The sequence below is a fragment of the Nostoc sp. genome, assembly GCF_036917935.1.
Lineage (GTDB): Bacteria > Cyanobacteriota > Cyanobacteriia > Cyanobacteriales > Nostocaceae > Nostoc.
The window spans coordinates 147,969-162,888 of record NZ_JBALEL010000017.1 but is presented as its reverse complement, the minus strand read 5'-3'; the positions used below and the strand labels follow the sequence as shown (position 1 = coordinate 162,888).

Here is a 14,920-nt window from a genome sequence, read left to right as displayed (position 1 = left end):
AGCGTAACTTCATGGGAACGAATTACCGACGGGTTTTACTCAAACTGAGCGGTGAAGCCTTAATGGGCAACATGGGCTATGGCATTGACCCAGAGGTGGTCAAAGGAATAGCACAAGAATTAGCAGAGGTGATAGCCACTGGCACTCAAATCGCCATAGTTGTTGGCGGCGGCAATATTTTTCGTGGCGTCAAAGCAGCATCGGCGGGGATGGACAGGGCAACCGCTGACTATATTGGGATGATTGCCACGGTAATGAACGCCATGACGCTGCAAGATTCGCTAGAACGCATAGGAGTACAGACGCGGGTGCAAACTGCGATCGCTATGCAAGAATTAGCAGAACCGTATATCCGTCGTCGTGCCATCCGCCATCTTGAAAAAGGGCGGGTGGTAATTTTTGGTGCTGGTTCGGGAAATCCCTTCTTTACTACAGATACTACTGCGGCATTAAGAGCCGCAGAAATTGATGCCGAGGTGATTTTTAAAGCCACCAAAGTAGACGGAGTGTATGATGCTGATCCTCATATTTATCCTGACGCCAAACGTTACAATAGCCTCACCTACGCGCACGTTTTAGCCAAAGATTTGCGGGTGATGGATAGTACTGCGATCGCCTTGTGTAAAGAAAATAATATCCCAATTCTGGTATTTGACCTAACGGTGCGAGGTAACATCCACCGGGCAGTCTTGGGAGAATCCATCGGCACCGTTGTGGGAGGTTCTTGTGAAATTAGCTGAAGCTGAGAGTACGATGCAAAAAACCGTTGAGTCAACTCAACGATCTTTTAACTCGATTCGCACTGGTCGCGCCAATGCGAGTCTATTAGATAAGGTATTGGTAGACTATTACGGTTCGCCTACTTCCTTGAAATCACTGGCAAATATTAGCACGCCGGATGCTACGACGATCTTAATTCAACCCTACGAGCGCAACACCCTAAACATAGTTGAGAAGGCTATTTCCCTCTCAGATGTGGGTTTAACCCCCAGTAACGACGGTTCCGTAATTCGGCTGAATATTCCGCCTTTAACGAGCGAACGCCGTAAAGAATTCGTCAAAATGGCATCCAAGTATGCTGAAGAGGGTCGTGTTGCTATTCGCAACATTCGCCGCGATGCCATAGACGCCATTCGCAAACAGGAGAAAGCCTCTGAAATCTCCAAAGATGAATCAAAAGACCAACAAGACAACTTGCAAAAACTGACAAACGAGTATACCGCCAAAATAGACGCACTGTTGGCAGAAAAAGAAAAAGACATCACGACTGTTTAAAGTCTAAAGTCTTAAGCATAAAGGCTGAAGGATGATCGATAAATTCTTCAGCCTTTATCATTTCTTAGTTATGTAACAAAAATTGACAAAGTTTGCTAAACCACATCTAGTTTGCATATCTAAAATTTATATAACTCTTGTGGGGTGGGCAACATGAGCGCTCTAATTATGCAAGTTAAATGTGGAACAGCTTATCTCAATAGAAAATAAACTAATTCTGGAGCAAAAATTCAATATGTACGACTGCATCATCGTCGGCGCTGGGCCAGCTGGTGGAACAGCTGCATATCATTTAGCCAAAAAAGGTCGCTCAGTATTAGTGTTGGAAAAAGAATCCCTGCCAAGATATAAACCTTGTGGTGGTGGTGTATCTCCAGCGATCGCTCAATGGTTTGACTTTGATTTTAGCCCAGTAATTTCTGTAAAAGCCGACTCCCTTCGCTTTACCTGGAAATTAGGCGACCCCGTGGAAGCAAAAATCGCCACCAAAGAACCAGTCTGGATGGTGCGACGAGATATTTTTGACCATTTCCTAGTGCAGCAAGGACAGAAGCAAGGGGCTGAACTACGAGATAATACGGAAGTAACGGGTATTAAGTTTCAAAGTGACTATTGGCAAGTTAACACAGCTAATGGCCCAGTTGCAGGTCGCTACTTAATCGCGGCTGATGGTGCCAAAGGGCCAATGGCAAAATGGCTGGGCTTCAAAGAACGTAAACGCCTCCTCACGGGGGCTTTGGAGGCAGAAGTTCCTGGCATTATAGAAAACAAACCCACAATTCATTTTGAGTTTGGCTTGGTCAAAAACGGCTATATCTGGAACTTCCCCAAAGCTGATGGTTATTCAATAGGTGTAGGAACCTTCATTGGTCGTCAACCCCAGGACTTCAAAAAGATTTTGACCGAGTATGCCAAATTTTTTAATCTAGACCTCAAAACCAGCAAGCAATATGGTCATCCTCTATGTATTTGGGATGGCGAGCAAAAGCTGCACACTCAAAATGCGGTTTTGGCTGGGGAAGCTGCTTGTGTGGTTGATCCCATGACAGCAGAAGGCATTCGCCCCTCAATTTTTAGCGGTTTGCTTGCAGCCGCAACCATTAATGAAGCACTTTCTGGTGACACTAACGCTTTAGAAAAATATAGCGAAACTATTAATGAAGAGTGGGGTAATGAGATGGCTTGGGCGCAAAAATTAGCTGGAGCATTCTATCGGTTTTCCAACATTGGCTACAAAGTTGGTGTTAAGCACCCCTCTGCTCCCCAAATCATGGGTAAGATTATGTGTGGAGAACTGCGTTATGGCGACGTTGCCGGTCGCGCCCTGAAGCGTTTAATTCCTGGTTTTGGAGGTTAATTAACCAGATAAGTTGCTTGAGCAACTTGTTAAAGGTAGGCAAACTTGCGCCACAGTTTACTAGACATTTCTCAATATGGCAATTTACTTGACAAAACTGCTATCTGTGTTCGCTAATATTCTTGCTCTTGTCCTTTTCATGCCGGGAATTGCCTTAGCTGCACCCGTTCAAATCAATACTACTTCTGGTGTTATTTTCGCCCAAACTAGCAAAACTGCAAGTTACTCCACTTCCTCAGAGATTAACCTGACTCCCTTACAACGCCAAGAATTCCAGGCTGTGCGTCAGAGAAGAAACAGGGAAATTGAGGCAGTGTTAAACTCATCTCAGCGTGACCAACTTAATCACAACCTCCGGGCGGGGAATAATATCAAGCAAGCGCTAGAAAAACTTAATTTGCAACCAGAACAGCAAGATTTGGTAAAGGCGATCGTGCAATTTACTAACTTGAAAATGAAGGCTATTTCATCTAGGCATTTGCTAAAAATAGGACAGAAATAAAGGTTTGATTTATAGAACTTATGGAAACAGAAAAACTGTATTGCATAATAGCGGGAAGCGCTGTATACTTTCGGGCATCAATGTGGACAACAGCGATATCTGGCTCAGGTTCCGAATATTGGCTTAACTGAATGGGATCTTGTACCCGAACGAGAGCAACTATCTGCTAGCAGCCGCTTGAGGTAGTCAGACGCGCACAGCGTTGTTGCTGCGTGGGGAGGATTTTTGGCACTTATCGGGATAACTTGCCCTTCAATCAGTTCTACCCGTTGATTCTCTGTAATAATACCCGTTTCAAACATCCGGTGATATTCGTTTACAGTCCACAAGCGCACTCTAGTTTGTGTCATTGTATATTTCCTGCGGCGGGCTACGCCTACACACATCACTTTTAGGCGATTATCTCTTACTCTCAACTTTGACAGCATCTATAATTAATCTTGCCCTATTTAGTTCGTTACCATGTCGGAAGAAGATATCCGAGCCGCCAGGCTGGAGAAAGTAGAACAGCTAAAGCAGCTAGGGACTAACCCTTATGCCTATCGTTGGGAATCCACCCATCATGCAGCGCAGTTGCAAGAACAATTTGCCGATTTATCCAGTGGTGAAGAAGTTGATTTAGAAGTTGCCATAGCCGGACGCATTATGGCGCGTCGCGTTTTCGGTAAATTGGCTTTTTTCACCTTGCAAGATGAAACCGGTACAATTCAGCTTTATCTGGATAAAAATCGCATCCAAGAAGGTATGGCAGATATTGATGCTGATGCCTTCAATCACCTGAAGCAACTTACAGATGCAGGTGACATTCTAGGAGCCAAAGGTACTATTAAACGGACTGAAAAGGGCGAGTTATCTGTCTACGTTAAACAATATACTATCCTCACTAAATCCCTGTTGCCCTTACCCGACAAGTGGCATGGATTAACGGATGTTGCCAAGCGTTACCGTCAGCGCTACGTTGATTTGATTGTAAACCCGGAAGTGCGACAAACTTTCCGCCGTCGCGCTCAAATTACTGCTGGTATTCGCCGTTATTTGGAACAGCGGGATTTTCTGGAAATTGAAACGCCAGTTCTACAAAGTGAAACTGGGGGTGCAGATGCACGTCCATTTATTACTTACCACAACACTTTAGAGATGGAATTGTATCTGCGAATTGCCACAGAACTCCATCTCAAGCGGTTGATTGTGGGTGGTTTTGAAAAGGTGTTTGAATTGGGGCGAGTTTTCCGCAATGAAGGAATTTCGACTCGACACAATCCCGAATTTACGACAATTGAACTTTACCAAGCCTACGCCGACTACAACGATATGATGGCGCTGACTGAAGGGATTATTACCACTGTCGCCCAAGAGGTACTCGGCACATTGGCAATCACCTACCAAGGGGAACCGATAAATTTGACACCACCTTGGCGGCGGGTGACAATGCACGATTTAGTTAAAGAATTTACAGGCTTGGATTTTAATTCATTCCAAAGTTTGGAAGAAGCAAAAACAGCAAGTAAAAATGCTGCTATTCCTGGTATCGATGAAGCCCAATCAATTGGTAAGTTACTAAATTTAACTTTTGAAGAAAAAGTAGAGGCGAATTTAATTCAACCTACCTTTGTAATTGATTACCCTGTAGAAATTTCGCCCCTAGCAAAACCTCACCGTTCTGTGGCTGGTTTGGTAGAACGATTTGAGTTATTTATAGTCGGGCGAGAAACTGGGAACAGCTTCTCAGAGCTTACCGATCCCATCGATCAAAGAGAACGCTTAGAAGCACAAGCGGCGCGGAAAGCCGCTGGTGACTTAGAAGCCCAAGGTGTGGATGAAGACTTTCTGACAGCTTTGGAATACGGTATGCCGCCTACAGGTGGTTTAGGGATTGGGATCGATCGATTGGTGATGTTATTAACTGATTGTGCCAGTATTCGGGATGCGATCGCCTTCCCCTTACTCAAGCCTCCCAGCAGCCTGATTAAAGAATTTCGTTATGAGCCAACAACTCAAACACTAACTATTGAATTTGACAATGGAAGTGTTTATGAGTACTACAAAGTACCCCTTAGTGTAAAGGAAGGCTTAGAAAATGCACCGTCTGATGGTCAATACTTTAACAAGTTTATTAAAGGGAAATTTAAGTTTGAACAATTGAGTTGAGTTTCTGATTGGAGGCTCTGCCTCCAATCAGACATTGAGTCAGCAGCCACATGAATGCATTCTCATGCAAAGCAGAGGAACGAGGAAAGGCTTGTATCTTACCAAGCAAGGATTTTAGGACTTGTGTGTAGACCGTAGACTAGAGAAGGAGGAGAATTCAAAGCCTCTCAAGAGCAGGAGCGAAAAGTCTGAGTGCGGGCTTGTCTCCTCATCTCCCTAATCCCCTCAACCCCTATACCACTACCTTTTCTAAGATCAGCTTAGAACGCTTCACTTGATCAGGAATCGCCACGGGATAATCTCCAGTGAAGCAGGCAGAACAGAAAGTATTGGTGTCTTCTCGTGTCGCTTCTAGCATTCCCTTCCAACTGAGATAGGCGAGGCTGTCTACTTCCAGTTGCTTGGCAATTTCTTCCACTGATTTGGTAGCAGCAATCAGCTGATCCTGAGAATCGGTATCGATGCCATAGAAACAGGGATGAGTTACAGGCGGAGAAGAAATTCGCATGTGTACTTCGATTGCACCTGCGTCACGCAAAGTTTTGACTAGTTTACGGCTGGTAGTACCCCGTACAATCGAGTCATCTACGATGATTACTCGTTTACCTGCCAGCACATCCTTGAGGGGGTTGAGTTTCATCCGAATACCCGACTCGCGCATAGTTTGGGTTGGTTGAATGAAGGTTCGCCCAACGTAGCGATTTTTAATCAGTCCTTCCATGTAGGCGACACCAGAAGCTTGGGAAAATCCAATGGCAGCAGGTATACCAGAGTCAGGAACACCAAAGACAATATCAGCATCTATGGGAGATTCTTGAGCTAGTTGCCGCCCTAACCGTATCCGGTAGCTGTACAAACTCTCGTTGTGCATGATGCTATCAGGACGGGCAAAGTAAATCATCTCAAAGATGCACAATTTCCGCTCGGATTGTTGACTCCAATGATAGGAAGCCAAACCTTCTTCAGTAATCCAAACTAATTCTCCTGGTTCTACGTCTCGCAGGTATTCGGCTCCAATGATGTCTAAACCACAAGTCTCCGAAGCCAAAACGTAACGGATGGGATTACCTGCTAAAGTGCCAATTACTAGGGGGCGAATGCCATTAGGATCGCGGACACCCATAACGCCAATGGGAGTACCAATAACTAAACTAAAGGCTCCTTGGCAACGGTGAAATGCCTTAATTGCCCCTTCTAGCCAATCTGCGCCCGCATTAATGGCTTCTGCGATCGCAAAAGCGATCATTTCTGAGTCTGTTGTTGTGACTAAGTTACATTTATTCTCAAGCAACTCTTGACGTAGTTGCACAGTATTGACTAAATTACCGTTATGTGCAAGAGCTAATGAACCTAAACGGGTTTCTAGCACTGCCGGCTGGGCATTAACTCTGCGACTAGAACCTGTAGTCGAATAACGAGTGTGACCAACAGCAAGGCTACCGAGCAATTGATCCAAGATGGATTCATTGAAAACTTGAGACACCAAGCCCATATCTTTGTAAAGATGTACTTCTGTACCCTCAAAGGTGGCAATACCAGCTGATTCTTGACCCCGATGCTGGAGGGCATACAATCCAAAGTAGGTCAGTTTAGCAACGTTTTCTCCTGGGGCGTAGATGCCAAAAACACCACAAGCTTCTTCGGGCTTGTCAGGCTGATTTTCATGACTATTGATTGGGCTGTTGGTTGGGTCGGGGTATTCATCCGAAGTGACAGAATGAATAGAAATCATGCTAGCTTTGCTCCTGGTGGGGGGGGTCAATCAATTTTGGATTTGAGATTGACGATAGCGGAGCGTTAGCGAGTCCGCGAGCGTCTTTTGGATTGATCGCACCGTATTCGGGATGCGGCTTGGGATTTGAGAATGGCTATTTTAGATTTGTTTCGCCCAGTAGGAGCAAGACATGAACTAGAAGCAACGCCCCCAATCCAAAATCTAAAATTCAAAATCTAAAATCGGTAGTCAGTCACTGGGATTATATAAATGGCTGCGGAGTTCTTAACAAATCTTTAACCATCCATTAAAACAGTACCGTAATTTTGCTCAGAGACGCTAATAGTTCTGAGTGAAGTCTAAATACTCAGCACTCAGAAGTAGTGGTGTGGATGGCGATACGTCTGGCGATCGCATGGGAATAGCGATCGTTCATATCTTCGATACTAACTTTGATTAAGGTTTGGTTATCAGTGGTGAAAACCCCCAAACCCGTCTCAAAATTACCAACTACACCCAGTTTTTGCCATTCTTGACCTAGATGTTCTTGTAAATATGATTCCCAAATTTCTTGTTGTGCTGATGCTACAGAAACTAAAATTCTGGCACCACCTTCGGCAAACAGCACCTCGTCCAGGCGGTTTAACTGCGTTGGTGCTATTTCTAAATTGATTTCGGCACCAAGGTTGCCAGCAAGACAACATTCTGCTATAGCGATCGCCACTCCTCCCTCAGCAGAATCATGGGCTGAACGTACCCAACCATTACGAATTCCTTCACGACAAACTTTCTGTACGCGGCGTTCCAAGTCAAAATCTACCCGTGGCGGTTTTCCGGCAACAGTCCCGTGGATAGTGGCTAAATATTCAGATGCTCCCAAACTAATTTTGGATGCCAGAGGCAATCCGAGAAGATAAATCACATCGCCGCCTGTTTGCCAACCTTGACCACAAATTTTGGTTATATCGGGAATTAAGCCCACCATACCGACAACAGGAGTGGGATAAATGGGTTGTGGGATACCTTGAGAATCAAGAGTTTCATTGTACAAAGAGACATTCCCGCCTGTGACGGGTGTTGCCAATTCTCGGCAACCTTCCGCCAAACCGCGACAAGCTTCTGCCAATTGCCAGTAACCAATCGGTTTTTCTGGAGAGCCAAAATTAAGGTTATCTGTCACCGCCAGAGGTTCTGCACCCACACAGCTAAGATTGCGTGCAGCTTCTGCCACCACTGCCTTAGCTCCTTCGTAGGGGTCAAGATAAACATAACGAGGATTGCAATCTACCGTTGCCGCCACCCCTAATTTTGGATTGGGGATTTTAGATTTTAGATTGGGGATTTTTTCTAGGGGGCGCAAACGGATAACAGCCGCATCTGCACCACCTGGTAGTATTACTGTATTATTTTGGACTTGATGGTCATACTGACGATATACCCAGTTTTTAGAAGCGATCGTGGGTGTATCGAGCAAAGTTAACAGAATATCATTCCAACTTTGTAGGCGTCCTTGGAGTTCTATTCCAGCAGTTGTGGAAAGAGGTAAGGAATCAGCAGTCCATTCCCAAGCTTGACGCGCATATTCTGGTGCTTCTGCCAACAACTCCCGGTGATATAGTGGAGTATTCTCCGCCAAAGCCTCAGCGGGAATTTCTGCGGCTATTTTACCCTCAAAGAGAATCCGCACGATAGGTTCAGCTATGACTGTACCGGCGACAACAGCTTGAAGTCCCCAACGATGAAAAATATCGATTAATTCCTGCTCACGCCCCTTGTGTGCAACGAACAGCATTCGTTCTTGAGATTCCGAAAGCAGATATTCATAAGGAACCATCCCCATTTCTCTTACGGGAATCTTATCTAAATCTAGTTCAATTCCCACACCACCTTTTGCCGCCATCTCCGAGGTAGAACACGTGATCCCCGCTGCTCCCATATCCTGGGCGGCGACAACTGCACCCGTCTTAAACGCCTCCAGACAAGCTTCAATTAACGACTTTTCTAAAAAGGGATCGCCCACTTGCACAGCAGGGCGATTGTCTATTGACTGATCGCTCAATTCTGCACTAGCAAAACTCGCGCCTCCCATACCGTCGCGCCCAGTAGTGGAACCAACATACAGCACGGGGTTGCCTAAGCCAGATGCTCCAGATTTGACGATTTCTGATGTTTCCATCAACCCCAGTGCCATAACGTTCACTAGAGGATTACCAGAATAAGCAGAGTCAAAGTAAACTTCGCCGCCAACGGTGGGTACTCCCACACAGTTACCATAATGAGAGATTCCTGCCACTACGCCTTGGAACAGCCTTTGAGTTTTGGCATCTTCTAGGGAACCGAAGCGCAGGGAATTTAATAGAGCAATGGGACGCGCACCCATTGTAAAAATATCTCTGAGAATTCCGCCTACTCCCGTTGCTGCACCTTGAAATGGTTCTACTGCTGAGGGGTGGTTGTGGGATTCAATCTTAAAGGCTAGTTGGAGTCCGTCGCCCAAATCTACAACACCAGCATTTTCACCAGGCCCCACCAGGATGCGGGGCCCATCGGTGGGAAATTGTTTGAGTAGAAGTCGAGAATTTTTGTAACAGCAATGCTCTGACCACATTACCCCAAACATTCCCAGTTCAGCTTTGTTCGGATGACGCCCTAACCTGCGGACAATTTCTTCATATTCTTCTGGCTTTAAACCTTCTGCGGCGATTTCTTCAGCGGAAAAGGCTGGTTTTGAGGTTGCAGTCATGGAAGTAATGCACTCTGGGGGACAGAGCATTATTCTATCGATTTACTTGCCTTGTAGATGCAGTTCCAGAAATCTAGATAATTCTTCTTTGGATATTTCTTTTGTCACTACTTGAATCACCAAGTTGTAAGCTTGCTCTGACGATAAGTTCAAACTGTAGGCGTTTAAGGTTATGAAGGTATCCATAACCGCAAATGCAGTGCGCTTGTTACCATCAATAAACGGATGGTTCATTGCTAAATGGTACAGGTATGCTGCTGCTTGCTCGTGAATTGTTGGATGGAGAAGTTCACCGCCAAAAGTAGCTTGAGGTTGTGCCAGTGCTGAATCTAGCAAACCTTCATCTCTGACACCAGATGTTCCACCAAAGCTGTTTATCTCATCTTGGTGAATATCTAAGACTTGAGAAATAGAAATAAATCTAGGAGTCTGCAAGGCGACGGTAAACCTCCTGCCATTTCTGTTTAGAAGCTAAATAAGCTTGCCATACTTCTTCATCTGAGGCAATCTGATTTGAGGCAGTATTTTCTAATTTATCTTCATTTTGTTCAATTTCGCGGAAAGATTCGGCAAAATTAGGAATGTTTAGTAATAGTTTTTCAGTAGCTTCGCTTTCTTCTGTTTTTTGTAAATAAGCAATAATTGCAACTGCTACTCGCAACTTCTCAGGAGGAAGTTGACGCAAACGGCTTTCTGCTTCTGATAAATAAGTGCTGTGCTTTTGTTCTGTTGCCATCGTTACCCCAAGCTAGGTTTGTTGCAAGACGTTGTGAATCAGTTCTGCTGCTAACTCTAGCTTATCGCGCCATTGTGATTTACTCAATGAAGGCAACTGCAAAAATACGTAATTTCCTAGCCAACGCTGAAGGTTGATAATAATTTGAGTAATCTTACCATTTTAATAAATAAAGACTTATTTGTAAAATACATCTTACCTAAATGCGACATTTAAGTAAGTAATATCAATTTTCCTATAATCCTCTTTCTTCAGGCTTGTCACAGTCCTAATGCATTGGAATAGAGGATTGTTGTTGTTATAGTTGGCGCAATTTCAGTTGGTTCGAGTATAGCTGTTACTGGGATTGTTTCTATTGCAAGTACAGTAATAACAATGCTTATAGCAGGAGCTAGTATAAAGGGGATATCAGCAGCAGTAGCAGCAATGTTTGATATAATTAAGTAGGTAGGCACAAATAAACCTAACTATGTAACGAAAAGTAAAAGCGGTGAAAACCTTGCGATTGCTTGTCTACGACACGCTACGCGAACACTCCACTCCGTTGCGTACCCTGCGGGAACGCCAAGGGCGAACGCAATGACATAGTTATAAATTTTCCCGCCCACCTACTTACTGCAACCACCGCATCAGTTGAATTAGTAGCTGTGTTGGTGAATGGGGTTAAAAGTATTTTAGGATGCTAATTAATTTATGTTGCAAAGCGCGATGCCTACGGTGGCAAGCTACGCACTTTTACTTTCCTGTAAATTGAAGCGAGATGTTTAAAGATAACTTAACTAAGTAATTTCCGTGCAATTCCTGACACTATAGCTTACGGATATATACTTGAACTCAGAGATTATTCGGGTATATGCAGTTTAGATGTAACAATTAAGTGACGAGAATCACACATATCGATGATTAGGATCGTCTCCCTGCGATCGCTAACTAGGCATAATTAATGACAACTGAACTCTAGCCGAGTCATTAATAGGGAACACACTTAATTGCCGACAGCCTTAATCAAGGACTGTCGGTTTTTTGTATCTATATGCCCAATGCCCCACGCCCCATACCTATATCTATAAAATTTCCCCACAACTGGTAGGTAACTTGACAAAGATTTTGTCACAGCCACTACCAAATGTGGGGAGGGTATGATCAAATTGGGGATTTTATGCCTATTGAGCGCTAATATCTTGCACTCACTCTAGTAGACCGGAAGTATACTCCTAGAACCAGCACACACCTTGTATTAAGACATCGCTTGAATGATGTAATCAAAGTAGGGTGCTGCTTGAGCAGCGTCTTCCGTACTCAGTAAGCCAAGGGAGGCTGTTTTGAGGGAAGTGATCGCTTCTACCATTCCAGGCACGGGAACGCCCAATGAATTGTACATTTCCCGCACACCAATCAAACCGATTTTTTCAATTGGCTCTTTGTCACCGGCAAGTACACCATAGGTAATTAGGCGTAAGTACCAGCCAAAATCACGGATACATAGAGAGCGTTGGCGTTCCCCGTAAGCATTACCTCCGGGGGAGATAAAATCAGGACGCTTCTGCCAAAGTTGTTTGGTTGCTTCTTGAACTATCTTCTTTTCGTTTTCGGCTAAGGTAGCCGCAATCCGCGTCCGTTGTACGCCGGTTTGCAAGAAGTCTTTGATATTTTTAAGTTCGCCACTGCTGGGATAACGCAGTTCGTCGTCGGCTTTGAAAATAACTTGGCTAATTACAGTCATGATGATTGAAATCACCTGAAATATTATCTGTTAGTTTAGCGAGTCGGAGGTACACAAGTGAAGGGATCGGAGCTAGTTATGTATTGAATTTATCTATTTAGGGGTGTGGGGACTGGGGAGTAGGGAGTGGAGAGCAAGAATTTTAGATTTTAGATTTTGGATTAAAGAATTGAAATTTAATCCAAAAGACGCGACGCTCGAATACTCGCTAACGCTGCGCTATCGCGGACTCGCTAACGCGACGCTATCGTCAATCCAAAATCCAAAATTGAATTGCCCAATGCCCAATGACCAATGCCCAATGACCAATGACTAATGACTAATGAATAAAATAATTTGGCAACAGGGTGAATTAATTGAAGTTACGATCGCTAACTTGAGTGATACAGGCGATGGTGTGGGACGCGCTGATGAGCGTGTAGTGTTTGTCCCGGATACTGTCCCAGGCGATCGCGCGATCGTCCGCTTGGTACATGTTAAACCCAAATACGCCCACGGTAAGCTCCAGCAGCTATTGTCACCATCCCCCCACCGGATTCGACCTAGTTGTATTGTGGCGGATAAGTGTGGTGGTTGCCAGTGGCAGCATGTTAATTATGATTACCAGCTAGCAGCCAAGCAAAATCAAGTTATCCAAGCTTTAGAACGCATTGGCGGTTTTGTCCAACCACCAGTAGATCCGGTACTCGCTGCCCCTTCTGCTTTCGGCTATCGTAACAAATCTACATATCCTCTCTCGCTATCGGCAACAGGACAGGTGCAAGCTGGTTACTATCAAAAAGGTAGTCACCAATTAATTAATTTAAATCAATGTCCAGTCCAAGACTCGCGATTAAATCCCTTACTTGCCGAAGTTAAGCAGGATATTCAACAGCAGGGTTGGCAAATTTACGATGAACAGCGACATCAAGGGAAAATTCGTCATCTCGGTTTACGCATTGGCCGACACACTGGGGAAATGTTGCTGACTTTGGTGGTGAAGGACTGGAATTTATCAGGAATTGAAACTCAAGCCCAGGAATGGTTAAAGCGCTATCCGCAGTTAGTGGGAGTGTCGCTCAATCGCAACTCTGATCGCACAAATGCTATCTTTGGATCAGAAACCCGTTGCATCGCTGGAGTCCCCCACCTGCGTGAAAATTTTGCTGGATTGGAATTTCAAGTACGCCCAGATACATTTTTCCAAGTGTATACAGAAACAGCAGAGGCACTATTACAGGTAATTCAATCAGAACTCAATCTTCAAGGGCATGAGTTGCTAGTTGATGCCTACTGTGGTATTGGGACTTTAACTTTACCCCTGGCCAAAAAAGTACGTATTGCTACAGGATTAGAAGTGCAACCAGCAGCAGTAGAACAAGCAATTTTGAATGCCCACCGCAACGGAATTGATAATGCGACATTCCAGGTTGGGGCAGTAGAAAAATTGCTGCCAAAAATGGGCACAATACCAGAAGTAGTAATACTCGATCCGCCACGTAAGGGGTGCGATCGCGCTGTCATCGATACTTTACGGCAATTGAAACCATCTCGGATCGTTTACGTCAGCTGTAAAGTAGCTACCCTCGCCCGCGACCTGAAATTGCTTTGTCAAGATGAGCAATATACCATTACACGGGTACAACCTGCTGATTTTTTTCCTCAAACTGCTCATGTTGAAGCTGCCGCCTTTCTTGTGCTATCACATTTGGACAAGGGTAGTAATTCCTTCAAAAAAACTGAAATTTGAAATTTGTAGTCTAGTGCATACTAAAGATGCTAAAATTGAATTAAGCTAAAAAAAGAAATTAATTTTGTTTAAATAAATTCAAGTTGCATAGGTTCTTAAAAACATGAAGAGGATTGTGTAAATTACAAATCGGCAACTAACTAGAGTATGCCAATGCTCTCTTAAATTAACAGCATCTTTTTAATTTGCTGACTTCACTATCAAACTTCTTCCAGCCGATATATATCTAAACAATTCCAACTCATACTATAGAGCCAATGCTCCCTAGCATTTTCAAAATTTAGTTTTAAAGACGCAAGTTTGAAGGCAGCATGACCACCTCAAGTTTTATCAGGGTGCCTGTAATAGCAAACTGATGTCTAGCTAACTGAAAGCTATGGGGTTTCTCTTGTGATTACTATTTCACTCCGTCCAGTTGGACGTTACTGGGGCACTATTAGTTTTGCCTCAACCCTCTACCTTTGTCCGATATTAGACTTATTGTTGGCAGAAATTCCAGCAAAATTACAAGCAGAACTGCGGCTAGGACTTCAAGAAGCCCTAGTAAACGCCGCTAAACATGGCAATAATCTTGATCCCAGTAAAACAGTTGTAGTTCGTTTTTCTTTAATAGATAATCAATATTGGTGGATAATATCAGACCAGGGTAGCGGCTTTACTCCTTCATCTACTAGTGATGAAGAACCAACAGATTATTTACCACCAGATGAATCAGAAAGTGGTCGTGGTTTATGTCTTCTGCATCAAATTTTTGATCAGGTAGAGTGGAACCGCAAAGGCACAGAATTGAGGCTTTGTAAACAAATGGAAAATCGCCGGGGACTATCTCTGCGGCGATAACGTAGTTAAGAGTTAGGAGTTAAGAGTTAAGAGTTAATAATTTAAAACTTTTATAGCGGTTCTCGGTTGAGTGAGGTACAAGAACCCCACCCCCAACCCCCTCCCCGCTCTTCGAGAGGGGGCTATGATGTACCTCATCTGATTAGGAAAGGC

Annotated in this window: 13 protein-coding genes; 7 read left to right on the top strand and 6 right to left on the bottom strand. The window is 44.2% G+C overall.

Features of this window, described 5'->3' with window-relative positions; genetic code table 11:
* Window positions 1-11 precede the first annotated feature (11 nt).
* The 4 genes from pyrH (at window position 12) to V7K62_RS08290 (ending at window position 3,134) form a co-directional block, all read left to right on the top strand.
* Complete coding sequence (gene pyrH / locus V7K62_RS08305; protein ID WP_334863447.1) at window positions 12-740, top strand: UMP kinase; 729 nt, start codon at window positions 12-14, stop codon at window positions 738-740.
* Window positions 727-1,275: a ribosome recycling factor gene (frr, locus tag V7K62_RS08300; RefSeq protein ID WP_334863446.1), complete on the top strand. Its 549-nt coding sequence runs from the start codon at window positions 727-729 to the stop codon at window positions 1,273-1,275. Before pyrH ends, frr begins: the two co-directional genes overlap by 14 nt.
* Window positions 1,276-1,510: 235 nt before the next feature.
* On the top strand, window positions 1,511-2,632 hold the full coding sequence (locus V7K62_RS08295; protein ID WP_334863487.1) for a geranylgeranyl reductase family protein: 1,122 nt from the start codon (window positions 1,511-1,513) through the stop codon (window positions 2,630-2,632).
* Window positions 2,633-2,708: 76 nt separating this feature from the next.
* Window positions 2,709-3,134 (top strand): hypothetical protein, encoded by a 426-nt coding sequence (locus tag V7K62_RS08290; RefSeq protein WP_334863445.1) that lies wholly within the window; start codon window positions 2,709-2,711, stop codon window positions 3,132-3,134.
* 104 nt (window positions 3,135-3,238) lie between these two features.
* On the opposite strand, the gene V7K62_RS08285 is transcribed toward V7K62_RS08290, so the two are convergent.
* Window positions 3,239-3,484, bottom strand: coding sequence for a hypothetical protein (locus V7K62_RS08285; protein WP_334863444.1), 246 nt, complete (start codon window positions 3,482-3,484; stop codon window positions 3,239-3,241).
* A gap of 112 nt (window positions 3,485-3,596) precedes the next feature.
* On the opposite strand from V7K62_RS08285, the gene lysS reads away from it, so the two are divergent.
* Window positions 3,597-5,282, top strand: a complete 1,686-nt coding sequence (gene lysS, locus V7K62_RS08280; RefSeq protein WP_334863443.1) for a lysine--tRNA ligase — start codon at window positions 3,597-3,599, stop codon at window positions 5,280-5,282.
* 232 nt (window positions 5,283-5,514) lie between these two features.
* On the opposite strand, the gene purF is transcribed toward lysS, so the two are convergent.
* The 5 genes from purF to V7K62_RS08255 all read right to left on the bottom strand — a co-directional run bounded on the left by purF (window position 5,515) and on the right by V7K62_RS08255 (window position 12,198).
* Window positions 5,515-7,014, bottom strand: coding sequence for an amidophosphoribosyltransferase (gene purF, locus V7K62_RS08275; protein ID WP_334863442.1), 1,500 nt, complete (start codon window positions 7,012-7,014; stop codon window positions 5,515-5,517).
* 349 nt (window positions 7,015-7,363) lie between these two features.
* Window positions 7,364-9,739 (bottom strand): phosphoribosylformylglycinamidine synthase subunit PurL, encoded by a 2,376-nt coding sequence (gene purL / locus V7K62_RS08270; RefSeq protein WP_334863441.1) that lies wholly within the window; start codon window positions 9,737-9,739, stop codon window positions 7,364-7,366.
* A gap of 42 nt (window positions 9,740-9,781) precedes the next feature.
* A complete protein-coding gene (locus V7K62_RS08265) occupies window positions 9,782-10,174 on the bottom strand; it encodes a type II toxin-antitoxin system death-on-curing family toxin (protein ID WP_334863439.1) in 393 nt (130 codons plus the stop codon).
* Window positions 10,161-10,475 carry a hypothetical protein gene (locus V7K62_RS08260; protein WP_334863438.1) on the bottom strand — a complete coding sequence of 105 codons (315 nt, stop codon included), beginning with the start codon at window positions 10,473-10,475 and terminating at the stop codon, window positions 10,161-10,163. The genes V7K62_RS08265 and V7K62_RS08260 overlap by 14 nt, the downstream gene beginning before the upstream one ends.
* Before the next feature lie 1,237 nt (window positions 10,476-11,712).
* Complete coding sequence (locus V7K62_RS08255) at window positions 11,713-12,198, bottom strand: allophycocyanin subunit alpha-B (protein ID WP_334863437.1); 486 nt, start codon at window positions 12,196-12,198, stop codon at window positions 11,713-11,715.
* A gap of 322 nt (window positions 12,199-12,520) precedes the next feature.
* On the opposite strand from V7K62_RS08255, the gene rlmD reads away from it, so the two are divergent.
* A complete protein-coding gene (gene rlmD, locus V7K62_RS08250) occupies window positions 12,521-13,927 on the top strand; it encodes a 23S rRNA (uracil(1939)-C(5))-methyltransferase RlmD (RefSeq protein ID WP_334863436.1) in 1,407 nt (468 codons plus the stop codon).
* Window positions 13,928-14,317: 390 nt separating this feature from the next.
* On the top strand, window positions 14,318-14,767 hold the full coding sequence (locus tag V7K62_RS08245; RefSeq protein WP_334863434.1) for an ATP-binding protein: 450 nt from the start codon (window positions 14,318-14,320) through the stop codon (window positions 14,765-14,767).
* Window positions 14,768-14,920 lie beyond the last annotated feature (153 nt).

Excerpts from the sequence above, each read along its gene's own strand:
- pyrH (WP_334863447.1), top strand. The coding sequence starts at position 12 with ATGGGAACGAATTACCGACGGGTTTTACTCAAACTGAGCGGTGAAGCC.
- V7K62_RS08295 (WP_334863487.1), top strand. The coding sequence starts at position 1,511 with ATGTACGACTGCATCATCGTCGGCGCTGGGCCAGCTGGTGGAACAGCT.
- V7K62_RS08290 (WP_334863445.1), top strand. The coding sequence starts at position 2,709 with ATGGCAATTTACTTGACAAAACTGCTATCTGTGTTCGCTAATATTCTT.
- V7K62_RS08285 (WP_334863444.1), bottom strand. The coding sequence starts at position 3,484 with ATGACACAAACTAGAGTGCGCTTGTGGACTGTAAACGAATATCACCGG.
- lysS (WP_334863443.1), top strand. The coding sequence starts at position 3,597 with ATGTCGGAAGAAGATATCCGAGCCGCCAGGCTGGAGAAAGTAGAACAG.
- purF (WP_334863442.1), bottom strand. The coding sequence starts at position 7,014 with ATGATTTCTATTCATTCTGTCACTTCGGATGAATACCCCGACCCAACC.
- purL (WP_334863441.1), bottom strand. The coding sequence starts at position 9,739 with ATGACTGCAACCTCAAAACCAGCCTTTTCCGCTGAAGAAATCGCCGCA.
- V7K62_RS08260 (WP_334863438.1), bottom strand. The coding sequence starts at position 10,475 with ATGGCAACAGAACAAAAGCACAGCACTTATTTATCAGAAGCAGAAAGC.
- V7K62_RS08255 (WP_334863437.1), bottom strand. The coding sequence starts at position 12,198 with ATGACTGTAATTAGCCAAGTTATTTTCAAAGCCGACGACGAACTGCGT.
- rlmD (WP_334863436.1), top strand. The coding sequence starts at position 12,521 with ATGAATAAAATAATTTGGCAACAGGGTGAATTAATTGAAGTTACGATC.